At 42.9% G+C, this 24200-nt stretch carries 21 protein-coding genes; 14 read left to right on the top strand and 7 right to left on the bottom strand.

Features of this window, described 5'->3' with window-relative positions; genetic code table 11:
• Positions 1–178: 178 nt before the first annotated feature.
• The gene (locus ACCB35_RS16325) at positions 179–568 is read left to right on the top strand and encodes a hypothetical protein (RefSeq protein ID WP_374054500.1); all 390 of its coding nucleotides are present in this window, start codon (positions 179–181) and stop codon (positions 566–568) included.
• Between the two features lie 162 nt (positions 569–730).
• A complete protein-coding gene (locus ACCB35_RS16320) occupies positions 731–1603 on the top strand; it encodes a GyrI-like domain-containing protein (protein WP_374054499.1) in 873 nt (290 codons plus the stop codon).
• A 66-nt stretch (positions 1604–1669) separates the two neighbouring features.
• Here ACCB35_RS16320 and ACCB35_RS16315 read toward each other — a convergent pair whose 3' ends face one another.
• Positions 1670–2341, bottom strand: coding sequence for a permease (locus tag ACCB35_RS16315; RefSeq protein ID WP_374054498.1), 672 nt, complete (start codon positions 2339–2341; stop codon positions 1670–1672).
• Positions 2342–2438: 97 nt separating this feature from the next.
• A complete protein-coding gene (locus ACCB35_RS16310; protein WP_374054497.1) occupies positions 2439–3242 on the bottom strand; it encodes an alpha/beta fold hydrolase in 804 nt (267 codons plus the stop codon).
• Between the two features lie 167 nt (positions 3243–3409).
• Here ACCB35_RS16310 and ACCB35_RS16305 point away from each other — a divergent pair, with 167 nt between their 5' ends.
• From ACCB35_RS16305 to ACCB35_RS16285, 5 genes are all read left to right on the top strand, one after another.
• Positions 3410–3955, top strand: a complete 546-nt coding sequence (locus ACCB35_RS16305; protein WP_374054496.1) for a sigma-70 family RNA polymerase sigma factor — start codon at positions 3410–3412, stop codon at positions 3953–3955.
• Positions 3945–4955, top strand: coding sequence for a hypothetical protein (locus tag ACCB35_RS16300; protein ID WP_374054495.1), 1011 nt, complete (start codon positions 3945–3947; stop codon positions 4953–4955). Before ACCB35_RS16305 ends, ACCB35_RS16300 begins: the two co-directional genes overlap by 11 nt.
• Positions 4956–5218: 263 nt before the next feature.
• On the top strand, positions 5219–6211 hold the full coding sequence (locus ACCB35_RS16295) for a LacI family DNA-binding transcriptional regulator (protein WP_374054494.1): 993 nt from the start codon (positions 5219–5221) through the stop codon (positions 6209–6211).
• A 344-nt stretch (positions 6212–6555) separates the two neighbouring features.
• Positions 6556–8241 (top strand): alpha-glucosidase, encoded by a 1686-nt coding sequence (locus ACCB35_RS16290; protein WP_374054493.1) that lies wholly within the window; start codon positions 6556–6558, stop codon positions 8239–8241.
• Positions 8234–9685, top strand: coding sequence for a PTS transporter subunit EIIC (locus tag ACCB35_RS16285; protein ID WP_374054492.1), 1452 nt, complete (start codon positions 8234–8236; stop codon positions 9683–9685). The genes ACCB35_RS16290 and ACCB35_RS16285 overlap by 8 nt, the downstream gene beginning before the upstream one ends.
• Positions 9686–9811: 126 nt before the next feature.
• Here the strand turns inward: ACCB35_RS16285 and ACCB35_RS16280 are convergent, their stop codons facing one another.
• Positions 9812–11047, bottom strand: a complete 1236-nt coding sequence (locus tag ACCB35_RS16280; RefSeq protein WP_374054491.1) for a hypothetical protein — start codon at positions 11045–11047, stop codon at positions 9812–9814.
• Between the two features lie 153 nt (positions 11048–11200).
• Between ACCB35_RS16280 and ACCB35_RS16275 the strand changes: the two genes are divergently transcribed.
• The 7 genes from ACCB35_RS16275 to ACCB35_RS16245 all read left to right on the top strand — a co-directional run bounded on the left by ACCB35_RS16275 (position 11201) and on the right by ACCB35_RS16245 (position 20327).
• Positions 11201–11671: a DinB family protein gene (locus ACCB35_RS16275; RefSeq protein ID WP_374054490.1), complete on the top strand. Its 471-nt coding sequence runs from the start codon at positions 11201–11203 to the stop codon at positions 11669–11671.
• A gap of 289 nt (positions 11672–11960) precedes the next feature.
• On the top strand, positions 11961–12731 hold the full coding sequence (locus ACCB35_RS16270; protein ID WP_374054489.1) for a Cof-type HAD-IIB family hydrolase: 771 nt from the start codon (positions 11961–11963) through the stop codon (positions 12729–12731).
• Between the two features lie 226 nt (positions 12732–12957).
• The gene (locus ACCB35_RS16265) at positions 12958–13719 is read left to right on the top strand and encodes a hypothetical protein (protein WP_374054488.1); all 762 of its coding nucleotides are present in this window, start codon (positions 12958–12960) and stop codon (positions 13717–13719) included.
• A 121-nt stretch (positions 13720–13840) separates the two neighbouring features.
• Positions 13841–14365 carry a phosphoribosylanthranilate isomerase gene (locus ACCB35_RS16260; RefSeq protein ID WP_374054487.1) on the top strand — a complete coding sequence of 175 codons (525 nt, stop codon included), beginning with the start codon at positions 13841–13843 and terminating at the stop codon, positions 14363–14365.
• A 49-nt stretch (positions 14366–14414) separates the two neighbouring features.
• On the top strand, positions 14415–15083 hold the full coding sequence (locus ACCB35_RS16255; protein ID WP_374054486.1) for an HAD family hydrolase: 669 nt from the start codon (positions 14415–14417) through the stop codon (positions 15081–15083).
• Between the two features lie 286 nt (positions 15084–15369).
• Positions 15370–19470, top strand: a complete 4101-nt coding sequence (locus ACCB35_RS16250) for a phosphodiester glycosidase family protein (RefSeq protein ID WP_374054485.1) — start codon at positions 15370–15372, stop codon at positions 19468–19470.
• A 401-nt stretch (positions 19471–19871) separates the two neighbouring features.
• A complete protein-coding gene (locus ACCB35_RS16245; protein ID WP_374054484.1) occupies positions 19872–20327 on the top strand; it encodes a GNAT family N-acetyltransferase in 456 nt (151 codons plus the stop codon).
• A 45-nt stretch (positions 20328–20372) separates the two neighbouring features.
• Here ACCB35_RS16245 and ACCB35_RS16240 read toward each other — a convergent pair whose 3' ends face one another.
• The 4 genes from ACCB35_RS16240 to ACCB35_RS16225 all read right to left on the bottom strand — a co-directional run bounded on the left by ACCB35_RS16240 (position 20373) and on the right by ACCB35_RS16225 (position 23898).
• Positions 20373–20828, bottom strand: coding sequence for a heme-binding protein (locus ACCB35_RS16240; RefSeq protein WP_374054483.1), 456 nt, complete (start codon positions 20826–20828; stop codon positions 20373–20375).
• 13 nt (positions 20829–20841) lie between these two features.
• Positions 20842–22029, bottom strand: coding sequence for an MFS transporter (locus tag ACCB35_RS16235; RefSeq protein WP_374054482.1), 1188 nt, complete (start codon positions 22027–22029; stop codon positions 20842–20844).
• A gap of 13 nt (positions 22030–22042) precedes the next feature.
• On the bottom strand, positions 22043–22786 hold the full coding sequence (locus tag ACCB35_RS16230; protein WP_374054481.1) for an IclR family transcriptional regulator: 744 nt from the start codon (positions 22784–22786) through the stop codon (positions 22043–22045).
• 146 nt (positions 22787–22932) lie between these two features.
• Positions 22933–23898, bottom strand: coding sequence for a quinone oxidoreductase (locus ACCB35_RS16225; protein WP_374057048.1), 966 nt, complete (start codon positions 23896–23898; stop codon positions 22933–22935).
• Positions 23899–24200 lie beyond the last annotated feature (302 nt).

The following is a 24200-nucleotide window of genomic DNA, read 5'->3' as shown; positions in this document are numbered from 1 at the left end:
TACCGTTTGCGGTCCAAGACATAGTAAGATAATAATTTTACAAGCGGATTGCCGAATGAAAGGTTTTTTGAAATAATTGGAATTTAGTGGATGGCTGTGACATCAAGAAGAGTGTCTACAGGAATCGAATCATATGTCTGAAACCGTACCAAGGATTAAGGCTTTAGGAGGGGGAGAAATGAAGAAATTAGTAGGATTAGCCATTTTAATGCTCTCGATTTTAAACGCATGTAACACATCATCTTCAAACGATTCATCAACATTAAGTTTTAGTGAGGTTGAAAATGTACCTCATCATGTACAAAACAAAATTGACCCGAATGTTAGACTTCAACTGATGGATGAAGGAGATGAAGGTTCATATATAGTATTTCAATCAAGTGGAGAAATAGAAACGGATGTAGAAGCAAGAGGCGATACGGTCACGATAAAGTTCAGTACCTCAGGTTTACAAGGTGATACTGTGAAACAAAAAGTATATTATCTGACAAGAGGCCCGGGACAAGACGTAATCCATGTGCTGGTGGATGGGGAACCTGCACCTTTTGATATTGTTACAGGGTTATGAGCAGGTTTATATAGTAGTAGTCCGTTAAAATACTTGTGGATATTTTGAGACGGGATACCATAAGAAATATAATGTTTAAAAGATGCCGACTATATTGTGCACGAATTGTCGGATGGATGAACGCATTCTTTATTAATATTGTTGGTGAAAGGAGGTTATTTGATGGATTCTTTAAGCAGTATGAATGATGCACTTGCTTATATTGAAGAGCACCTGACAGAGGATATTGACTATAGCGAACTATCAAGAATTGCTTACTGTTCAGAGTATCATTTTAAACGAATGTTTTCTTTTTTATCAGGTATAAGCCTATCAGAATATATTCGAAGGAGAAGACTGACGCTTGCTGCCCTTGATTTGAAAGATAGCGATTTAAGAGTAATCGATATTGCCGTCAAATACGGTTATCGTTCAGCTGATTCATTCACCCGTGCCTTTCATTCAATGCATGGCTTTCTTCCTTCTGAAGCAAGAAGTGAGAATACACCATTAAAAGCTTATCCTAAAATGACCTTCCAACTCACAATAAGAGGAGGATGCGAAATGAATTATCGTATTGTAGAAAAAGAACCGTTTAAGTTAGCGGGCTTTAAGAAGAGGGTTCCTATCATTTTCAATGGAGTGAATCCAGAGATTGCTAAAATGTATGAGCAATTGACACCTGAGGTTATTAAACAATTAAAAGCACTTTCTAACGTTGAGCCAACAGGTATGATCAGCGCTTCAACTAATTTTTCTGAAGGAAGGATGGAAGAAAAGGGAGAGGTGGATCATTACATCGGTGTAGCGACTTCAAGTGATGACATAGGAGAATTTGATGAATTAAAGATAAAAGCCAGTACCTGGGCAGTATTCGAATCGATTGGACCATTCCCTGAAACACTTCAAAATATTTGGGGGAGGATCTACTCAGAGTGGTTCCCGGCTTCAGGCTATGAAGCGGTTGAAGGTCCTGAAATTGTGTGGAATGAGAGCAAGGACACAGAGGATCCGAAGTATAGAAGTGAAATTTGGATTCCAGTGAAGAAAAAGTAATTGGAGGGACGGACCTTGTTTTTCAAGGTCCGTCCCTCATTTGTTTACCTATCTCAAATCATTTATTTAGATGAACCTTTTTAAATATTCGCCAAATATTTTGTTCATGACTTTGGGTGTGTTTTCTAAATAAACATTGATTTGTTCAATGTTTGATTCGAATTTATCTGAGTTTCTTTCATCTGTTGGAAAATCAGATATTCCTTTGATAATAATACATTCAACATCATTCTTCTTACAGATATAAGCAATTGCACCTGCTTCTGTATCGGCTATTGTTATTTTGTTTTCTTTAAGTTCTAAATAGTCCTTCCACATAACTACTGCTTTATCTGCGGTGCCGATTGTTCCGGTATAAAAGTCATTTCCATAGTTTGATAGGTCGATATCGACTATGAACGATTGTTTAATAAGAGGCTCGACTTCTTTTACTGTGCAATCATATTGAACGGCTTTATCGGGTACTAAAATATCCAAATTACTAAACGTATCATCTATTCCTGCACAGGTTCCAGCAACGATTACTTTCGTTAAATGAAATGTAGAAATCATATACTGATTACCACCAACGCCATTTACTTTTCTTACACCGGTACTATAAAAAACAAGTTCAGTATCATGAATGGTTCTTATGAAATACTCGCCATAAGGATAAGCGAAACGTTCATTATCTTTTATGCCGAAATATTCCAATGTCGCTTCATATTCCCACTTCGTTGCTATACTTACTCCTATCATCAACTTATCACCTTATAATTCATTATTAATATGTAAATATACTAACCTGCTCCATAAATTGAAGATTCCCTTTACACGAATGGTCTTTTTTATAATCTCACGACTGTTCCAACATTTTCGATTTCAACCTGTCCATCCAGTTTTGCACCAAAGAATCGAAGACACCCTCCTGCTCGATCTGCACATTATGACCACCCATATCGAGCACGGCAAAGGTGGCTCGTGGATAGTTCTCTATCAGTCGCCACGCATCCTGATAACCGACTACATGGTCTTGCCGTCCTGTTATAATCAGCGTCGGATCGTCAAGTTTATGTGAGAGGTCGAAGGTGAAGCCATATCCATTTTCCCGGATCCTGTTTGCGAACTCCTCATTCGTTTGAGTGGAAGGAAGCAGGATGTCGTCCCGGAACCTTTCCCATTCCCTCATGCCTTGAACGACACCCATGGAGCCAAAAGCTTCGGCTTCCAGTGAAGTGAGGTTCGATAGCAAATGAGAATCCTTTTTCAATACAATCTGCTGCGGTAGTTCTCTTTTTTCAGTATCGGGTATGACCATAGGTGCGAGGAGCATTAAACCTCGGACCTTCTCATGTCTTGCCTGAACGATTCCCCTCGCCATATATCCCCCATACGAATACCCGCAAACAATGAAGGGTTGGTCGGGAATCAGCTTGTCTAATAAACCAACCACGGCTCCTAACATATCGTCGGAATTCTTGATGGATGGTTGGGGCTCCGACAACCCCATTCCCGGCAGGTCTATGTATATCCTTTTCCATCCGGTGCGGTTCTCGAAATTCGGTTCCATTGCATGCATCATCGCTTGATGGTCCAGAGTCCACCCATGGATCATCACGATGGGAAAGCCTTCTCCGATGATTTTATGGTGAATAGCCACGTCATTCCCCTCCTTCTAATCTATTAAAAGTATATGTTATTTTCTGGATTAATCAAAGGATACTTCAATAGATGTGTTGAAAGCAGTTAGAGGTAGTTTTTTTTAAAAGTGAAACCAACCGCTGATTGATTCGTCTTAGCACTAAAGGGGAATGAGGTGAGGCTTGTGTGAGAAAGGTTAAGAACGAAGACCATTCAGACCGGGATGCGTGGCTTGAAACAATCATGGATGAATACGGCGAACGGTTGACGAAATTGGCTTACAACTATGTCAACGATTGGAGTCAGGCGGAAGACATCGTGCAGGATGTGTTTATCACCTGCTTCAGGCATTATGAAAAAATAGATGAGATCATTTCATTCAAAGCGTGGATCTATCGACTAGTCATTAATCGAGCGAAGGATGTCCTGAAAAGTTCCGCGTTTAAGAGAGTGGTAATGAATTCAAGCCTGTTATCTCTTTTCACTTCAAAGGAACCGTTACCTGAAATGAGCTTGTTGAAACGAAGTGAGGAAGAGTTACTTTCAAGATGTGTCTTGGACCTGCCGGTGAAGTATCGGGAGGTCATCATTCTTTACTATTATGAGGAATGTTCCATTGAGGAAATCACGGAGTTGCTGAGGTTGAACTCGAATACGATTAAAACAAGGTTAAACAGAGGCCGGAGTAAGCTGAAAAATAGGATGGAAAGGTGGGAACGGGATGAAGAATAAGCTTAGTGATTTGAAGGGGGCAATGGATTCTACGACTCACAGAGGCCGTCACTTTACGGAGCTTCAAAGACATAAGATTCGGCAGGCCGTTCATAGTCCTGTCCAGACAAAAAGGCCAAACCCATTCATCATCTTCATTATGACCACTGCCGCCATTTGTTTATTAGGATTTTTTGTATCAACCGAATTGTTGGTCAAACAAAATGGATCGACCAACGGCAGTCCAAACTCATGGAAAGTCTCTCACGATTATCAGGAGAATGATCAGGTCGTTTTCAGCATCTTTCCTGATCCCGAACTGCATGCGGGCAAGGTTTCAGGATATATTTTCAGTTTCAAAGATTCGTTTGACACATTTAAAGGGAAAGAACTCTCAATGTCGGCAGTTCACAAGGAAACAGGGAAACGAATGGAGGTAGTATCGCCTAAAAAAATAACGGAACCTTCACCAGGGTACTCAAGTCTACAGCGCTTCTCCACGAGTTTTCAGGTCCCATTTAGCGGATTATGGAGATATGAAATCTATCTTGACGGCAAGGCTTACGGTGATGTCGTCGTAAATGTAGGTGAACAGGAAGAGGTCAGCCATGTCAAGTTACCCGAGGATATCCCTGACTACGTTCAGAAACGTGACTTTGAAAAGATCAACTGGGATCGGAAGGCCACCATATTTGGCCGGAATATAATCGGGAATGAAAACAAATCAGGCATCATTGGTGCCGACATGCCAAGTCTGACCGGACAAAAGTGGATGTGGCATCTATGGAATACGGACGCTTCAGAACTAACCGTAGTTGGGTATCATAAAGGAGAGTCGGGAACCGTTTATCCTATATTGAATAATGGTGAGAGCTGGACGATTCCTCTGGGCGGGGAGAACAACGGTGCGGATGTTCATACACCTTCCTCTGTTACCATTCCTGAACGGGGTGAGTGGGCGTTCGTGCTTTATGCGGATGGGGAGATATTTGATGTGATCGTTTGGGAGATTAATGAGTGACTGGAAAAAGACCAGGCAGCTTAGTGATGAAAGTATAGAAAGCCGGGGATGATCCTATCGTTATAATTAAAGGCACTCCTTTGCGAGTGTCCTCTTCTATTTCGCCATAAGGTAAAGGGACTAACCTCCAGTGACACACCAGATGTTAACGATTAAATGAACAAAGGTCCGTACCCCATATTAACAATCCATTGCGTTCCCTAACCCGACTACAGTAAAATAGGGTATGAAACTGATTTCATACTGACCGGAGTGATAAAGGAATGGCCACTATTTCAGATGTTGCAAAATTATCGGGATTGTCCAAAACGACCGTTTCCCGTGTGATTAACAATCATCCTTATGTATCAGATAAGAAGAGGGACCTTGTGCACCAGGCGATGAAGGAACTGGGTTATACACCGAACCCGGCTGCGAGAAGATTGAGGGGCCAGTTAACGACTACGATTGGTGTCATCGTTCCCCGTATTGTGAATCCGTTCTTTGCTTATTTAGTGGATTCCATTGAACAGGCTGCCTATAAAAAAGGGCACCAGGTGCTGATTTGTCAAAGCAATGAAGATAAAGAGAAAGAATTGGCCTTCATGGATTTATTAAAGACGAAGCAGGTCGATGGCATCATTATGACCTCCATTGAAAATGAATGGGAAATGATCAGATTGTACAAAGAGTATGGAGCCATTTTACTGTGTAATGATTACGTAAATGACGCCAGTGTCCCTATGATTCGCTTGGATCAAGAAAAGGGAGCGTATTTGGGTATTGAGCATTTGCTTAAGAAAGGTCATCATAAGATCGCATATTGTACAGGTGGTTTGTTTGATGAAGAGGGAAAAGGGAAAGATCGGAATCATGGATTTCAGAAAGCCATGAATCATGCGGGGATTAAGGTAAATCCGAAATGGATTTTTGTTGATCAGCATACAATTGAAGATGGTCGTAGTGTTCTGAACCAGATCCTTGAGATGAAAGACCGTCCAACGGCCGTTTTTACAGGAAGTGATGAAGTTGCTGCCGGAGTCATGATGGAGGCAAAACAGCACGGACTATTGATTCCAGATGACCTTGCCATCATTGGGTTCGACGATCAGCCTCTTGCAGAGATCCTTGATCCGAAATTAACGACGATTCGCCAGCCTGTTGATCAGATGGGCGATAAATCAATCGAGGTCATGATAGAGATGCTGGAGAATCCTGAGATGGAGATCCGGAACGTTGAGTTGCCCATTGAACTGATTATTAGACAATCGACATGAAAAAGGCGTAAAATGATCAGAGTGTCTCACTCTTTTGAAAGAAATCACTTTTAAATCACGCAGTGGGAAAGGGCTTAGTGAGAAGCGGGTGTAAAGCGATAATCAGGTTACGTAAGTATTATCGCTTGTCTATCTCTCCGGCGATTTCCAGAAGAAAGCGTTGACAAAATGAAAATGCTCTCATTATAATAAAGATAGAAACCATTATCAGGTGGGACTATTTTTTTTAGCTAAGTATGGAACCGATACCATATTCGTAAGTTTCTTTTGAAACAACTAAGTCAACCACTTTTTTTTTACTTCAATATGAAACCGATACCATATACAATCAAGGAGGACTCAAAGTGAACCAGAAATGGTGGCAAAAAGAAGTCATTTATCAGATTTATCCTAAAAGCTTTTATGATTCAAACCAAGACGGAATTGGTGATATTAAAGGAATTACACAGAAGCTGGATTATTTGAACTCTCTTGGAATCACGATGATATGGATTTGTCCCATATATCAATCCCCTATGGCGGATAATGGATATGATATTTCTGACTATTATCAAATGAATCCGGAATTCGGGGATATGAAAGACCTCGATGAGTTGATAGAAAGGGCCGGGGAGAAGGGGATCAAGATTGTCCTAGACCTGGTCATTAATCATACGTCGGATGAGCATCCCTGGTTCCAAGATCTACTGAAGAATCCTGAAAGTAGCAGATATCGAGATTACTATATTATAAAATCAGGAAAAGACGGAAATCCCCCTAACAACTGGCGCTCGGTTTTCGGTGGGAGTGTATGGGAGCCTCTTAAAGGTCGGGATGAGTATTATTTCCATTCCTTTGGCGTAAAGCAGCCTGACCTAAATTGGGAAAACAAAGCGGTCAGGGATGAATTGTATCAAATGGTCAATTATTGGCTGGATAAGGGAATTGCCGGGTTCAGGGTGGATGCCATCACGTTTATTAAAAAGGATCAAGCCTATGATGATCTTCCTGCAGATGGTGTGGACGGTCTTGTGAAATGTACGAAGAAGGCACGCAATCAAACTGGGATTGACCTGTTCCTTCACGAGTTGAACGAAGAAACGTTTGCTAAATATAATTGTGTCACGATTGGGGAAGCACCTGGAGTGCCCTATGAACAATATGGGGATTACATAGGTGAGAATGGCTACTTTTCCATGATCTTCGATTTCAGGTATGCGGATCTAGATGTTGCTTCGGGCAGTGAGTGGTTTAAGCGAGTGGATTGGGAGGTCCTTGACTTAAAGAAACTGATCTTCACGAGTCAAAAGGAAATTCAAAAGGTCGGATGGGGAGCAAATTTCCTGGAGAATCATGATCAAAACCGTTCCCTCAGCAAGTATGTTAAAGAAGAAAAAAATAGGAACTTTTATTCGGCAACCATGCTTGGTGCCATGTATTTCTATCTCCGTGGAACACCCTTTATCTATCAAGGACAAGAAATCGGCATGACAAATTTCAAACGGGAAAGCATCGGAGAATTTGATGATATTTCAAGTATTGATCAGTATTACCGGGCAATCAAAGAAGGATTCAGTCCTAAAGATTCCCTCCATTTTATCAATCTGAGAAGCCGGGATAATTCCAGAACGCCATTTCACTGGAATGAAAAGGAATATGGAGGATTCTCTAAAGTAGAACCCTGGTTAGGAATGAACGAGAATTTCGATACCATTAATAGAGAGCATCAAGAACTCGACCCGGATTCCATCCTGAATTTCTATAAAAAAATCATTGAAGTAAGGCAGTCCAATGATTGCTTGATTTATGGAGAAATTGAGCCGATCTTGGAAGAGCACCCGACATTGGTTGCGTATAAGCGAAGATTTGAAGATAAAGAGATTGTTTGTTATTTCAATTTTTCTCCAGAAAACGAAACGTTGGAAGTAGACTATCACCAATATGATGTTTTATTGAACAACTATAAAGAAGAGGTTTCACAACATGAAGATTCTTTAAAGCCTTATCAGGCACTAATCCTTTTAAAGAAAGAAGTGGGGCAACTTGAGTGAAAATAAATATGAACGAATCGGAAACGAAATTGTAGCAGTCATTGGTGAGGATAACATTGAATCATTTGTGCACTGTGCAACGAGATTGCGCTTATCTGTGAAGGATCGTGAAGTGATTGATGATGAGGCAATCGAGAGAATCGATGAGGTGAAAGGTGTATTTTATAATGCGGGTCAGTATCAGGTGATTCTTGGTGCAGGTACGGTGAATAAAGTATATGCAGCTTTGAAGGGCAGCCAGTTGGACGATGAGATGCAGTCCCCTGTCGGTTCTACCAAAAAAGAAAAAGGGATTCGGAAAGCGGTGAGGACGCTCGCAGATATTTTCATCCCCATTATTCCCATCATTGCCGCCACTGGTTTATTCCTTGGTTTGAAGGGTGTGGTGTTCAGTGACGCATTCCTGGGACTGCTGGGGATGAGCAATGGAGATATCCCTGATTCTTTTCAGACCCTGATTTCGGTTCTGACAGACACGGCGTTTGCATTCCTTCCAGCCTTGATTTGCTGGTCTGCGTTCCGGAATTTTGGAGGGATGCCGATCATCGGATTTGTCGTTGGTTTGATGCTTGTTTCACCAGCTCTGCCAAATGCGTATGCAGTGGCGGATATCAATAGTGGAGTGGAACCAATCATGGCCTTTGGCTTCATACCGGTGGTTGGTTATCAGGGAAGCGTGTTAACTGCTATGGTGGTTGGGATCATCGGAGCGAAACTGGAGAAGAAATTACGTGCTATCATGCCAAATGCGTTGGATTTAATCTTCACCCCTTTCTTAGTGTTATTATCAATGATGATCATGGGCTTACTAGTTTTAGGGCCATTATTGCATTTTGTAGAAATGGGCTTGGTGAATGTGATCACTCAGTTGATTAAAGCTCCACTTGGGGTCGGAGGATTGTTCATCGGTTTCCTGTATCCGTTAGCCGTAATGACGGGGATGCATCACTTGTTTATCGCCATTGAAACGACGCTCCTTGCCAATACTGGCTTCAACCCACTCATCACCCTATGTGCCATGTACGGATTCGCCAATGCGGGAACCTGTCTGGGAATTACGGTAAAAGCAAAAAAAAGCACAGTGAAAGTAACAGGATACAGTGCTGCGGTCACGCAAATCCTCGGTGTGAGCGAACCAGCCCTATTTGGTGTCGTCATGCGGTACAGTATGAAACCGCTTTATGTGATGATTGCTTGTTCGGCCGTCGGGGGAGCCATTCTATCTTTATTGAATATCAAGGCCAACTCTTACGGATTGGCTGTTGTCCTATCACCTTTGATGTACATTTATGAATGGAATCAGTTGGCAGTATACGTCATTGTATCCGTTCTTATCTTTGTGGCAGCATTTGTAGTGACGTATTTGTTTGCGGTGCCGAAAGAGGTAATGGTACAGGATAAAGAAGGCATCTTGAACAACGAGAGTAGGCAGATTGCTCAATAGAACCATCAAGGCAGAGCCCTCTTAATGATCATTCCATGGAATGATGTATTTCATATAACACGAAAAAACTGTTAAACGGGGAGCGCTGTTTAACAGTTTTTATTTTAATGAGGATTAATAACTAGCTCAGTTTAAGGAGTCATCTTTAAAAAATACAATCTCCTCAATATTTCGTACCCATTCTTTTGCTTCAGTACCATCCCTATTCGCTACCCATAGGTTCCTTTTTGTATCTGTTATAGATCTCCCCCTCAGCCAAACGAGCTTTTCAATGGATGGGATGAACTGAGGAGCATAATCTCCAAACCATTTTGGGGGACTCGTTATTTTCAGTTGTTTTTTCGTATCTATAGTAAGGGTGTAGAGCGCAGGGAGCGGATGCTTACTAAAGTCATTTGTCCACTCTTGTTCTTTAATTCGCGATACGACCAGTGACTTGTCCGTCATCCAATTGAAATCGAGATCAGCGTAATTGGCAGGGGTGTAGGTTCCTGAAACAGGCATTTCCTTCACCTTTAAATCCTTGTTTTTGAACCCGAAAACAATTCTTCCACCGCCGGCTATATACGCAATCGTATCAGTGGAGGGAGACCACTTGGGTTCGCCTACTTGCAAAATCATCTCGTCTAGTACTTCGAAGTTTTTTCCTGCCTTATCAATGATGCAAACCATATTACTGTCCATGGACCAGGAGGCGGTTGGAGACACAACAAAGGAAATCCACTTGCCGCTCGGCGAATAGGTCAGCTGCTCTGCATATACGGCAATTAATTGGTTTTGATCCGTTGTCCCAATTTCCTTTGGGAGTGTGAAGAATGGCTCCACCCCTCCAAAGAGGACAATATCCTCATAATCATCGCCTACTTCTTTTGTGAACAAAGATGCGCTTGACCAGCCATCCGGGCTGAGAGTGCCGGATGAAGAAAGAAGAAATCCGGTACCGTCCGGAAGCCATGTAAAGGCACTGACCCCGGTTGCAATGTTGTAGAATCGCTTGAGGTCTGAGACATCTAAAATTCCTTTGTTGGTATAGGCAACATGGTTTTTATGGGGAGCCCATTCTGGAGAATGACCGTTATAAGAAATTCTCTTCTTTTTACCGGTTTTGAGATTGTAGGTCCATAGCTCTGAATCCCCTTTCGTTGATGCCTCTACTTGATAGGCGAGGAGGGAGCCGTCGGCCGACCATTTGGGCTTTGAGTGGACGTTGCCGATATTCGTTATTTGTGATTCCTGGCCATCTATCAATGTCCACAAATTCCCTTCCCTGATGAAGGCAGCTTTCAATTGAAGCTTGGATGACACAGGTGCTAATGGAAATATAAGAGCAAGGATGATGGTAAAGAGGATGGCTCTTTTCATGGTGGATTCTCCTTTTTTGCGTATGCTCTTACTATTTTCATGGACGGCTTACTTTATGTGAAAAAGAGTGAGGGAATGGTAAAAGAAGGAGTTCTTCTCTTTATGATGAAGTACTAATTATATGAAACATCATTATTAAGGAGGAAGATGATCATGAATCGAACTGACTTGCTCTTAAGAATGCTTGATACTACGTACGACAAGGAAAGTTGGTATGCCCCACTCATGCCTGCAATAGAAGGACTCACCGCGGAACAGGCTATGTGGACACCGACAGGAGAGGCGACTAAAACCATATGGGAGAATGTTAATCACCTTATTTATTATAAAGAGAGGCTTACAGCCCAATTAGAAGGGCGTGAATGGACACGGAAACTTGATGGGAATGAAACCTTCTCCTTAACAGAACAACTAAATGATGATAAGGAATGGATCACTGTTATTGAACGTGTTGAGACGGCTCAAAGCAGATTAAGAGAAGCGCTCAGTAAAACATCGGACGCAAAGATTGAAGAAGCTTCTCTTGAAGAAAAACTTCTGGACATCATGATGCACGAGGCCTACCATACTGGGCAGATTATTTTAATCAGGAAGATGCAGGGATCTTGGCCGTCACACCGTTGATTGAAAGGAAGCTATTTGTGATTCAAGGTACATAAGATAACGTGGAAAGCTGAAGATCCAAATTCAAAGAGAGAAGCTTATCCGAAAACAAAGGATAAGCTTTTTTTATTACAAATCATTGAGTTACTGTAAGTAAACTGGAATAATTGGAATTGTCAGTAATAATACAATCGGGCTAGAAAAAGATGAAGTTACGAATTCGATTATTCAATTTAATGTGGATTCTAATAGGAGAAATCGTGATTAAGTAAGTTCGTTCTAGGAAAGATTTGATCGAGGAGGATAGGAAATGAAGTATAAAATCGTCTTCTTTGACATCGATGGTACGATCACACATCACGAAAATGGAAGTATACCTGATAAAACGAAAGATACCTTACGTACTCTAAAAAACAAAGGATTGAAACTCGTGGCAGCAACAGGCCGGCCATTATCCATGTGTCAGGAATTAAAAGACTTAGGGATCGATACGTTCATCACCGCAAATGGCGGCTATGTCAGACACAGGGAAGAAGTAATTCATAAGGTTCCCATGGATCGTAAATTGGTGCAGGAGATCGTGGATTACTCAAAAGGAAAACATGGTCTTTCCTTTTACACAGACTGCTTCAGGATGAATGGTGTACAGGAAGAGGGGATATCCAGGGCTTTGAAGGAGACGTTGTCACTGGAGGGCTACCCTGAAACGGACGACCTGATTCATGAACAGGAAGTCTATTTGATGTGTCTATTTGCAACGGATGACATTGTCAAATCGTACCAACAGAAGTTTCCCCATTTAACCTTCAGAAGATGGCATCCATACGTTTTAAATGTATTACAAGAAGACGTGTCGAAGTCACTAGCCATAAGGAAAGTATTAGATTACTACGAACTTCATCCATCAGAAGTGATCGCTTTCGGAGACGGGGATAATGATGTGGATATGCTGGAACTGGCAGGTCTTGGCATTGCGATGGGAAATGGAAGCGACAGATTGAAAAAGGTTGCGGATTACGTCACGAAAAAATCAGGAGAGGATGGTATTTCATTTGCGTTGAAGAGGTTCGGGATTATTTAAATTAATACACCTGTATTCCGAGAATTTCTCTTATCTCAAAATGAGAAGTATTAAGAGGAAGCAAGTAAGTGTTGATACAGAATAATATCCGACAAGGATGTTCAATTATTGGGTTTCCGGATTGAATTCTCTGAAAGAGGAACAAAAATCTCAAGTCGGGATCAATAGTCGTTCAATCTAAATGAACATACATAAATCAATCGAATAAAGAATCCGAGGTGCAAGAATGAACGCTTCAGACAGCATTTTAAAGACATGGAGTAAATTTAATGATTTTCCCATGGAAACGTTAACGAAGGTTTGGTTTTATCATCAGGGAAGTGTGAAGAAACAGCGGGATGTCTCTCTTATGCGGGAGCATCGGGAACAATTCGGCATGTCCGGGAATTGTTTCGATCTTGCACTCTGGTTACTGGATGAGTTTAAAAGGGATGGTGTCGAGGCATATCCTGTAGGTCATGATTTGAATTCGGAAGAGGCTCATGCAGCTGTCATCGCATTGAATGAAAAAGGGGAACGGTTTCTATGTGACTTGGGCGACCAGTGGTTGAATCCGATATTAATAGATACGAAGAGTCCCGATTATACCAACGAAAAAGTAGATGGTTTCTTTCCTGCTGCAAGGGTCCACGTTCAGTCCCATCCATCAGGTACCGAAATCCACTATCATCGACCGAATGGAAAAGTATCGAAACAGGTTTTCCAGACTGATCGAATAGAGATGGATATCTTCCTGAAGGCTGCGGAGCATTCTCAACATTTGATAAAGAACCATCCATTATTGGAGTGCAGGATCCCGTACAAATCAGAAATTGCTCATTGGGAATTTTATAACTGGGAGAGTTTTCTGAGTACGACAGAAGGTCTTATGAAGGATTCAAAGCTTGAGACGGTGGAAGAATGGGTTGAAAGAATCCATGGGAGAACGGGATACAACAAAGCGATTCTCCTTGACATATTAGAGTATTACAGAAGCATTCATGGTTGAAAAGAAAACGAAAATGAAAACGACACAATGGCCAAACGTAACATTAAGAGAATTGATAATGGATGATGCAGAAGAACCGATACTAGGTTGCGGATGAGTATTCTCAGGGAGGAGTTTTTCAATGAAGGCGAATCATCATAAGTTTAATGTGTTTATTGAAGTTGCACGGAAGCTAAATGGGATTGGCATTACTCCATTGCTTATGGGCTCAGTTGGATTGGAAGTGGTCACCGACAGAAGTTGGGACGCACAGGACCTCGACATACATGTGCCCGGTGATAAGAGGGGATGGGAAGTGCCAGCTGAAACATCCATACATAACTGGAATGAGATTGTAGAGATCATGAATTCAATGGGCTATACCCTCATAGATTTGCATGAACATGAATTCTCGAAAGATGGGTTGTCTGTTGAGTTTGGCATCATTGACACGTTACCGGAATTCGCAGGTATAAAAATAGAAGACCTGAAAGTGCATCAAAATGGAGATGTGCGCTATTATTTGCTGAATCCTCAACAATATTTGCACGTTTATGAGGCGTCCTCTAAGGACAGCTATCGGGCAGATCAGAATAATCATAAGGATTTGAGCAAGATGGAATATTTGAATGATCTGGTATCGGCGGCAAATATCAAAAGAAAGTGAGAGATTAAATATCTGCGTCAGACCCCTGCTTAACATGAAAGGAGTTTATATGAGCAAATACAAAATCATTCTATTCGATTTAGATGGAACACTTTCCGACCCAAAAGAAGGGATAACAAAATCCGTGCAATATGCTTTAGAGAATTTGGACATTGAGGTGCCAGATGCTCAAAAGCTAGAATGTTTTATTGGGCCGCCACTACAAGTGTCATTTGCTGAACATTACGATTTTGATGAGCTGAAAACACAAAGAGCCATTGATTTTTACAGAGAGCGGTTCAAGGAGAAGGGAATGTTTGAAAACAAGCTCTATCCAAATATTCCATCACTATTGAAAATGTTAAAAGAAAATGGATTTACGTTGGTGGTTGCAACATCAAAGCCTACTGTGTTTGCTGAACAGATCCTAAAGTATTTTACTATTGACCAATATTTTGACCTGATTGCAGGAAGCAACCTCGATGGAACAAGAACGTCAAAAGCTGAAATCATTCAATACATTCTAGAAGTCTATCATGAATATGAACCAGGAAACTTTATTATGATAGGTGATCGGAAGCACGATATGATTGGGGCACATCATACCGGCATTGACTCCATTGGGGTGACGTATGGATATGGTTCATTTGAAGAAATAAGTCAGTCTGACCCTACGTTTATGGTCGAAAATGTCGACGAAATAAAAGATGTCTTTGTGGGATGTCGGGTGAAGCTGTAGATCAGGTAGCTGATCTACAGCTTTTTAAGATACTCATTATTTCAATTGTATAGAATCTTTGTTGATTATCTAAATTAAGTGAAGTTATACACATCTTCATAATAATTCCTGTGTTTCGCATGTTGAAAGAGCTGAAGATAGAATAAATAGGCCCTATTGCCCCTTTTTGTTTCATTCTTCTAAATTAACAAAAAATATACATTCCATTAATATTTTTCCACTATGATAAGCATGTCAGTTATCGATGAATTTTATCGAAATGTGGAAAATGATTATGGGGGGCTTAATGATGAGGAAATCCTTCAAGAGGGTATTACCTGTTGTACTGTCAATTGCAGTCGCCGGCAGTATGGTTTCACCAAATTTTGCAAAAGCACTGGGTGATTTCGATTTAGATTCTCCAGTGGTTCAGACACCGATCAATGAATACCGTGCAGACCTTGCACCAGGTGTGATGGAGAAGCATTACAGCTTTGAAGGCAGCGATGGGAAGAAGATTGAGAGTTTTGTAATGGACGTGGATGTTCAGAACCCCAGCGTGTCGATTGAAGCGGGAACACCAAATGACGGGGAGGAGTTCGGGCTTCAACCTGTGAGGCAGCAGGCAAGTGCCGCAGATGGAGAAAATCATAAAGTGGTGGCTGCCGTGAACGCCGATTTTTATAATATGGCGACAGGAGAACCAACAGGGATTGTGTTCAAAGATGGAATCGGCATCAAAGATCAACTTCGTCAAGGGTGGGGTTTCTTTGGAATGAAAAAGTCCGGGGAAGCCGTGATCGGAAGCAATGCCGAGTATGATGTAGTCAAGGATGAATTGCAAGAAGCCCTTGGTGGAAATGCGATTCTCGTAAAGAACAGCCAAATCTATCAAACTCCCCAAACCGGAGCGGATAAAGAGCCTCGAACGGCTGTCGGGATAAAAGCTGATGGAGATGTGTTTTTTGCAGTGATAGACGGCAGGCAGGAGCCTTATTCAAGCGGAATCTCCATGCCTGATTTAGCTCAGTTGATGATTGATTTAGGGGCCGTGACGGCTCTCAATCTGGATGGTGGCGGCTCCTCTACTTATACAACCCGCACACTTGGCGGGGATGATCTCGAGGTCGACAATATGCCTTCCGACCGTGGAGAGAGAAGCGTGGCCAACTCATGGCTTGTTGTATCAAAAGAGCCTTCAGATCATGCCTTTCACTCTGCATATGTCTATCCTTATGATCAGTCCTTCACACCGGGGTCTACTATTACCTTCAGTGCAAAAGGCAGGGATAAGGCCATGGCTTCGGCACCTCTTCCAAATTCTGGACTGACATGGGAATTATCCGATTCGTCATTCGGTACGATTGATGAAAATGGAGTGTTTCAATCCAATGGTAAAACAGGTCAATTTCACGTGGTGTTGAACTATCAAGGTGAAGAAGTCGGCAAAAGCATCATTGAGGTCGCTACACCTGACAAGATTGCCTTTTCTTCACCGGAGCTGACTGTTGCCAGAAACAGTGAGATTCCATTGGGACTCATCACAACGTTTGAAAAGCGGGTTGTCGATTGGAAACTCGATGACGTAGAGTTTGAAATTCCTGAAGGACTAGGCACGATTGATGACGAAGGTGTCCTTCATACGAATGACCAAAGTGTGAACGGAATAATCAAGGCAAAGCTGAAAAACACGGATCTTATAGCACAGTTGAACATTTCTGTCGGCACGCTTCCAAAAGTGTTATTTGACTTCGAAGACGACTTAGGCACGTGGAAGACAGCTACAGCGAATCGGGGAGAAGTAGGGACTCTGAGTCTATCAAACTATCCCGATCCGGTTCGATTTGGGGATCAGTCTTTAAAGCTTGATTTTGATTTCACGAATGCACTGACTGGAACAACCCTTGGAGTATATACCGGTCCGGGAGTGAATGCGGAAATTGAAGGAGATCCACAGAGCATCGGAATGTGGGTATATGGAACACCTGAAGCACAGGGGTACTGGCTAAGAATGTTGATTGTGGATGGGAACAATAAGAATCAATCGATCAATCTGACCGGTGAGAAGCCGGGGGTTGACTGGATCGGCTGGAAATACATCGAAGCCGATATTCCCTCCACTTTTACAGGACCATTTAAAGTATCTGGGACACAGGCTTTCAGGATGATGTCGACGAAATCGGGCATCACAGGCCCCATGACAAAAGGATCTCTTTATATTGATAATATCCGTGCGGTTTACGGAGAAAAAGTAGATGACTTATATCCACCTGTCATTGAATCCGTTAATGCAGAAGAGAAAGAATATACAACCAGCTCAGTGAATCTGAAAGCAGACGTGCATGAGTACGAAGACGATCCATTCAAGACAGGAATTGATTGGGAGAAGATCAAATGGTTCGTGGATGGAGAGGAGTATTCCAAGCGTGCGGGACACTTCTCTTATGATATGGATGGCTCAGTTTCCCTGAGCGGATTACAGTGGGCGGATGGTACACATGAATTTACCTTGATGGTCCCTGATAAATTTGGGAACCAGGCCGTTAAAACAGGCTATTTTACAGTGAATACAGGATCTGCAAAGATCGAAATCATTCCAAAACAGGAGAAGGCATTCTTAGGGGATCAATTTGAACTGCCTGTTAAAGTGACCAATCCAGCTGAAATCTCTGAATCTACTATGAAACTCCAAGTGGGTAAAACGTTTCCAGTTGAGGATGTTACATTCTCTCCCGGCTTTACCGGAAGTACATCAAATTATGACAGTGAAACGGGAATCCTTGCTTTACATCTAGTGAATAGTGGTGAAGAAGGTCCAACAGCAGAAGCTGCGAACATTCAATTAAGGATTCCTGAATCGACAGATGAGGGAAGTAAACTGAATGTTGAGATGATCAAGGGAGAAGTCACGTATGCTCAACCTCAAGAAGAAACATTCATTTCTACCTATTCTATGAAACCTTTGAGTGTTGAAGTAGAGGCAGTGCTAAACGTCGAAGCAGATCCCATTTTAATCGGGGAGCCTGCAGCACTTAAGGTGATGGATCAAGAAGGTCAGCCTGTCAGTGGTGCGGAGGTTTTCGCGTCCATAGATGGAAACGAGGAGCCTCTTTCACTTGGGAAAACAGAAGGTGACGGTTCACTCGTTGTGAATTCCATTACAGATGACATCAAGAAAATCACACTATACTCGGTGAAAGACGGGAGATATTCCTTCAAGTTTGACACACAAACGTATCCAGCTTTAGTGGAAGCAGAAGAAATGAAAAATGTTATTTCACCAACCACGGATGATCCTTATAAGTCTAAAACGTTTACCTGGATGTCCAGTCCACTAGGAAAAGATAAAACGCCTATCGTGCAATATGCAAGAAAGAAGGATTATGACAAGAAAGGCGATAAGAGCCTTCTAACCGCAAAGGGATCATGGAGTCACGAGGTCTTCACTGGAGAGTTGGATATTACCAAAAATGGTATCGTTCGAGTCAATCAGGTCACAGTGGAGAAGCTAAAGCAGGACACGACGTATGTATACCGAGTTGGAAATGGCGAGACTTGGAGTGAAATGAAGGAATTCACTACTTTGAAGAGAAGCGATCAATTCGAGTTTGCGGTATTGGGTGACACGCAATCACCATCTGACTTGAGCCTGTTCGATCAGATCCTTTCTGATCTAAATGATCAGGACCCTGCATTTATGATTCATGTCGGAGACCTCATCGATGAATCATCTAAATTCAATCAATGGGATGATGTTTTGGGAGTAATGAGTCAGTATGATCAGATCCGCACGACCAATCTTGTTGCGGCTCTGGGGAACCATGAATACATGGGAGACAATGATGCCAGTATAGCAAAAGCGATTCTTGGCTCACCTGAAAATGGTCCGGATGCAGACAAAGGCGGTACGTATTCCGTTGATTATCACAACATGCATATCAGTGTGCTGGGCTTTACAAGTGACAGCAAAGTGCTTGATCAACAATTGGAATGGCTAAAACAAGATATGGAGAGCTCGGATAAACCTTGGAAAATTCTTGTGACTCATAAGCCTCCATACTATACGAATCCGTTTGGCGGCAATGAAATCATGAAGGAGAAGCTGCCTCCGGTTGCCGATGAACTTGGAATCGACATCGTCTTCTCCGGTCACGATCATGCTTATGGCAGGACGAAGAAGCTGAAAGAAGGCAAAGAGGATGATAATGGAACGGTTTATGTAGTCGCCGGCACCACTGGTAAAAAGCACTACGATGCAGTGGCAGATGATACATTCGAATACGTCAACATGGAAAACATCGCCGTGTATATGAGTGCGAAGGTGGATAAGGATACGATCACGTTCATCACCCGAACATCCGAGGGCGACGTGATTGATGAATTTTCGGTTGTGAATGAGGAGTACTAATCGTTAGAAAGCAGGAGACGAGGCGTCAAGCATACTAAAACAGGGTGCTTGACGTCTTTGTGTTGCATTTTCATGTACATGGAACAATGAATTGCGGGTACCATCAAAGAGTATATACATCCAAAAATCCCTAAAAAAATAGCTTACCAATCACTCTGGTAAGCCGCTACAAATAAGGAATTTTTCAAATTACTTCAGGGGTCCTGCATAAACCACTAACTTCAAGATGAAGAATATATGCTTAGTATACTATTTCATTTTGGTGAGTAAAGGGGTTATGCCTAGATGAATATTTTTTTCTCTTACTATGTAGAAACGCCATTACGCCCCCAAAAAGAATAAGGTATGCTTAGGTTGGAAATGATCACGAATACCTTTCAAACATTCAGTGGAGGCAAGAAATGATGATCAGAAAACGAAAGACAGATGAAGAACATCCAATGGAATTGCTCCTCTTGGCAGATCCTTCAGAGGAGATTGTGAAGGAATACGTTTCAAGGGGGGAATGCTTTGTAGCGGAGCTTGAACAAAAGATTGTAGGAGTATACGTATTACTTCCAACAAGGCCCGAAACCGTTGAGCTAGTGAATGTGGCGGTTGCGGAAGAGATGCATGGCAGAGGGATTGGTAAGCAGCTGGTGATGGATGCCGTAAAAGTGGCCAGGGAGAGAGGTTACAAGACCATCGAAGTGGGTACCGGAAATTCAGGCATTGGCCAGTTGGCCCTTTATCAAAAGTGTGGATTCAGGATTGTCGGGGTGGATTTGGACTTCTTCGTCAGGCACTATCCTGAACCCATTTTTGAGAATGGGATTCAGTGCAGGGATATGATTCGGTTGTCGCAGGACTTATCGTGATACCAAGAGCCCCGCTTCCTATATAGGAAGCGGGGCTCTATTTGCTCATTTAGCCAAAAAACGCTCTACACCCTTCACCGCATATTTGTGATCTAGTTCCGGAGTCAATCCAGCTACCGTCACGCTCCCGATGACCCCGGCACCTTCAAGGCGAATGGGAAGGGAGCCACCGATCGCTTGGTATTCCGAAGGCGACAACAATGAGTGCTCGTCGTGCTGAAGTCCGCTTTCCTCAAAGCGTGCAGCGATGAATTGAGTACTGTGATTATAGTGATCTACTACTCTCTTTTTCCTATGAAGCCAGTACACATTTTCTTCTGAGGTCCCGTCCATTAGATGGGTGAATAATGGGACACGGTTCCGCTCCACGTGTACGGCGATGTTGACCCCATTTTCTTTAGCTAGGTTGACAAGTTCCATTCCAAGCTGAAGGGCATCTTCGTTTGAAAAAGAAGTAAATGATAAAGAATCCTCTACTTGCAGTAATTGTTCAGTGTTCATATTACATTCTCCTTTAAAATAGTTTTTGTTTTTCATCCAAGCGGTAATTAATGACTGCCAGTATCAGGGCAACGAGTACCATGATGCCGCCTATCCAGGCAGTATCCAGGTATTCCATAGAATCGATGGCTAGTCCGCCAAGCGCAGAGCCCCCCGCAATCCCGATATTGAATCCTGAAATATTCAGTGCCGAAGCGAGATCTTTTGCACTCGGGACAAGTTTCTCAGCGAGTGAAACGATATAGGATTGAACGCCTGGAGACATCATGAAAGCGAACAGTCCGAGTAATACAACGGAAAGATAGCTCAACATCGTATTTGGAAGCAGGACGATCTGCAGTAGTAAGGCGATGAGTTGAAACAGAAACACCCACCTGAGTGCCTTGACAGGATGCTGGTTCGTGATTTTTCCACCGATGATATTTCCCAATGCCGTGGCTGCCCCGTAAAGAAGGAGCATCCAAAAGATGTGATTAGGTGAAATGCTGCTCACCTTTTCCAATATCGGTGTTAAGTAGGTGAATAAGGCGAACGTTCCTCCAAACCCAAAGGATGTCATAAGAAGAGCCAGAATGATCCTCGGATTACCGATCAGTCTGCCGATATCTCTTACGGTCAGTTTTTCTTCTTTTCTTTCAGGCTTGTCGATGGACAGCCAATTTGCGATTAACGCAATGACCCCTAAGACTGCTACGGCAAGGAATGTCGCTCGCCAGCCAAGGTTCTGACCGATTAGTGTGCCGAATGGAACACCCAGGATGGTCGCAACGGTCAAGCCCGTGAACATGATCGAAATCGCCTGGGCTTGCTTGTCTTTCGGAACGATTTCCGCTGCAACGGTGGCCGCGATGGCAAAGAAGACCCCGTGTGCAACAGCCGTAATGATGCGTGAAAGAAGCAGCAGGCTGTACGTATCTGCAAAAGCAGATAATGCGTTTCCTGCAATAAAGATAATTAACAAGCTAAGAAGCAAACCTTTCTTCGGCAGCCTGTTGGTCAATGCCGTCACAATCGGCGTCCCGATGGCAATGGCAGCCGCATAACCAGAGACAAGGGTACCGGCTTTCGTGACCGAAATCGAAAGGTCCGACGCCACCGTCTGAAGTAAACCGACGATGACAAATTCGGTCGTACCGATGGCAAATGCACTGATTGCCAATGCAATAAGGGCAATCATGCTTTTAGGTGTGATTGATTTCATGATGATAACCTCCTTATTTACGTTCTAACTGTTCAGAAATCCTTTTACTGCATTCCATCAACGCCTTGCTGATGGTTTTGTCCAATTTTTTGGACAAGCGGGAGACAGGTCCAGAGATCGCGACGCTTGCCATTACACGTCCATTAACATAAATCGGGGCTGCAATGCATCGTACGCCGATTTCCGTTTCTTCATCATCGACGGCATACCCTTGATCCTTAATGGCTTTTAGGTGATACAGGAACAGCTGCCGGTCGTCAAAGGTGTGAATCGTCGTTTTGGCATATTGAAGATACCTTAAGAATGACTCCTGGGTATCGAGTTCCATAAAGGCGAGAATCGCTTTCCCAAGGGCGCTTCCATGGGCTGGATCCCGGTCCCCTATGGTAGAATGGATCCTCATGGCGTGAGTCCCGTCCACAATCTGTGTTGTCACCACATCCGTCCCGTCTAAGATCCCGATATACATAGTTTCCCCGAGTTTCTTACTCAGTTCATACATGGCCGGCACGGATACCCAATCGACCAACGGATCATGTGGCTGTTTTGGTTTGGATGATTTCTCGGTAAGCGTATAACCATGAATCCCCTTTTGGATATAATCCATCTTCTCCAGCGTGTAAAGCAGACGGAATGTCGTTGTTTTATTCCACTCAAAATGCTCCATGACGTCCGTTAGAGTCATTTCTCCCTTCATCATCAGAACATCGATAATCTGTAATCCCTTCTTTAAGGTTGACACTTCGTATTGGCTCATATGCAGGTCTCCTTTGCACAATGTATATAGTAATAGTGTGGGAAGTTTGCTTCAAATTATGAAGGGGAGTTTCTGTATTTGAAACTGGAGTGTGGGGAGGGGGTAAAGTGTACACAAAAAAAAGAGCAGCATCTGCTGCCCCTGATTCAAGGAATCAATAAAATTTTGCCGGTACTCTTTCGACTCTCCAAATGTGCATGAGCCTTTGCCCCTTCGCTTAAAGGAAAACTCGTTGGTTCAGAAACCACTAACTTTCCTTCCTGAATCCAACCGAATAATTCGTGGGAGCGGTTCACCCGTTCTTCGTGAGAGGTTAACACATTCCACAGATCTCCGCCGGTCAGGGTTTTAGAGGTGTCCATTAGCATGCGGGGATCAACGGAAACAGGATCGCCTCCCGCCATACCGAAGAATACGACCGTCCCTCCGATGCGAGTTGATTCGAAACTGTCCAACAACGTCGAACCGACTGATTCGTATACGACGTCTACGCCTTTACCATCCGTCACATCCTGCACGTTCTGCTTCCAGTCTTCACTGTATAAAAACATATGGTCGGCTCCAACCGCAAGCGCCGCCTGCCTCTTTTCTTCGGAAGACGTTAACCCAATGACGGTGCCTCCCCGTATCTTGATGAGTTGAACAAGAAGCTGACCGACTCCGCCTGCTGCTGCATGAACTAAAACGATATCTCCGGCTTTTATCCGATAGCTGTCTTTCGTTAAGTAATGGGCAGTCAAGCCTTGTAATAGAAGGGAGGCAGCTGTCTCAAACGAAATATCGTCTGGTAGTGGTATAGCTTTCTCTTTAGGCACGGCCACAAGTTCAGCGTTTGCATACGGTACATCGGCAAAAGCAATGCGGTCTCCGACTACAATTCCTGTGACATTGCTTCCGACACTTTTGACAACCCCTGCCCCTTCATATCCGCATATGTAAGGAGGGTTTCCTGCTAAGTGATAATTTCCTTTTCTTCTATATACATCGGCGAAATTCAGGCCGATTGCCTTCATTTCAACTAAAACGTCATCCTGTCCGAGTTCCGGCGCATCGATTTCTTGGTAATGCAGGACATCAGGTCCCCCGAACTTTTCAAACACAAGTGCTTTCATCATCTACTCTCCTCTATAACATCATTCCTTTTTCAGTGTACCCACTTCCCAGCCGTTTGACTAGGAAAGAGCTTACCGTTCATAGGTACTTCAAGGTGCCTATGCCACTTCAAAGTGCGTTCTTCCCAAAAAGTTAGCCATCCCTCATAATTCAGTTTAGCTTTTCAAACAGTACCTGCCGGATTCAGCGGAAGGGGTTTGAAAAGTATATAGGCACTTGGAAGTCCCTAGGTTACAAAAAAGTACCTACATGACTTTAAAGTGCGTACTTTTCACTTATTATTGTACCCATTATCATGATG

This window comes from Rossellomorea sp. FM04394 (assembly GCF_041889765.1).
Taxonomy (GTDB): Bacteria; Bacillota; Bacilli; order Bacillales; family Bacillaceae_B; genus Rossellomorea; species Rossellomorea aquimaris_B.
The sequence above is the reverse complement of the archived record's forward strand: the minus strand, read 5'-3'. Positions and strand labels throughout refer to the sequence as shown.

Excerpts from the sequence above, each read along its gene's own strand:
- ACCB35_RS16295 (WP_374054494.1), top strand. The coding sequence starts at position 5,219 with ATGGCCACTATTTCAGATGTTGCAAAATTATCGGGATTGTCCAAAACG.
- ACCB35_RS16320 (WP_374054499.1), top strand. The coding sequence starts at position 731 with ATGGATTCTTTAAGCAGTATGAATGATGCACTTGCTTATATTGAAGAG.
- ACCB35_RS16225 (WP_374057048.1), bottom strand. The coding sequence starts at position 23,898 with ATGAAAGCACTTGTGTTTGAAAAGTTCGGGGGACCTGATGTCCTGCAT.
- ACCB35_RS16275 (WP_374054490.1), top strand. The coding sequence starts at position 11,201 with ATGAATCGAACTGACTTGCTCTTAAGAATGCTTGATACTACGTACGAC.
- ACCB35_RS16260 (WP_374054487.1), top strand. The coding sequence starts at position 13,841 with ATGAAGGCGAATCATCATAAGTTTAATGTGTTTATTGAAGTTGCACGG.
- ACCB35_RS16245 (WP_374054484.1), top strand. The coding sequence starts at position 19,872 with ATGATGATCAGAAAACGAAAGACAGATGAAGAACATCCAATGGAATTG.
- ACCB35_RS16250 (WP_374054485.1), top strand. The coding sequence starts at position 15,370 with ATGATGAGGAAATCCTTCAAGAGGGTATTACCTGTTGTACTGTCAATT.
- ACCB35_RS16280 (WP_374054491.1), bottom strand. The coding sequence starts at position 11,047 with ATGAAAAGAGCCATCCTCTTTACCATCATCCTTGCTCTTATATTTCCA.
- ACCB35_RS16265 (WP_374054488.1), top strand. The coding sequence starts at position 12,958 with ATGAACGCTTCAGACAGCATTTTAAAGACATGGAGTAAATTTAATGAT.
- ACCB35_RS16270 (WP_374054489.1), top strand. The coding sequence starts at position 11,961 with ATGAAGTATAAAATCGTCTTCTTTGACATCGATGGTACGATCACACAT.
- ACCB35_RS16240 (WP_374054483.1), bottom strand. The coding sequence starts at position 20,828 with ATGAACACTGAACAATTACTGCAAGTAGAGGATTCTTTATCATTTACT.
- ACCB35_RS16235 (WP_374054482.1), bottom strand. The coding sequence starts at position 22,029 with ATGAAATCAATCACACCTAAAAGCATGATTGCCCTTATTGCATTGGCA.
- ACCB35_RS16230 (WP_374054481.1), bottom strand. The coding sequence starts at position 22,786 with ATGAGCCAATACGAAGTGTCAACCTTAAAGAAGGGATTACAGATTATC.
- ACCB35_RS16300 (WP_374054495.1), top strand. The coding sequence starts at position 3,945 with ATGAAGAATAAGCTTAGTGATTTGAAGGGGGCAATGGATTCTACGACT.
- ACCB35_RS16315 (WP_374054498.1), bottom strand. The coding sequence starts at position 2,341 with ATGATAGGAGTAAGTATAGCAACGAAGTGGGAATATGAAGCGACATTG.
- ACCB35_RS16255 (WP_374054486.1), top strand. The coding sequence starts at position 14,415 with ATGAGCAAATACAAAATCATTCTATTCGATTTAGATGGAACACTTTCC.
- ACCB35_RS16325 (WP_374054500.1), top strand. The coding sequence starts at position 179 with ATGAAGAAATTAGTAGGATTAGCCATTTTAATGCTCTCGATTTTAAAC.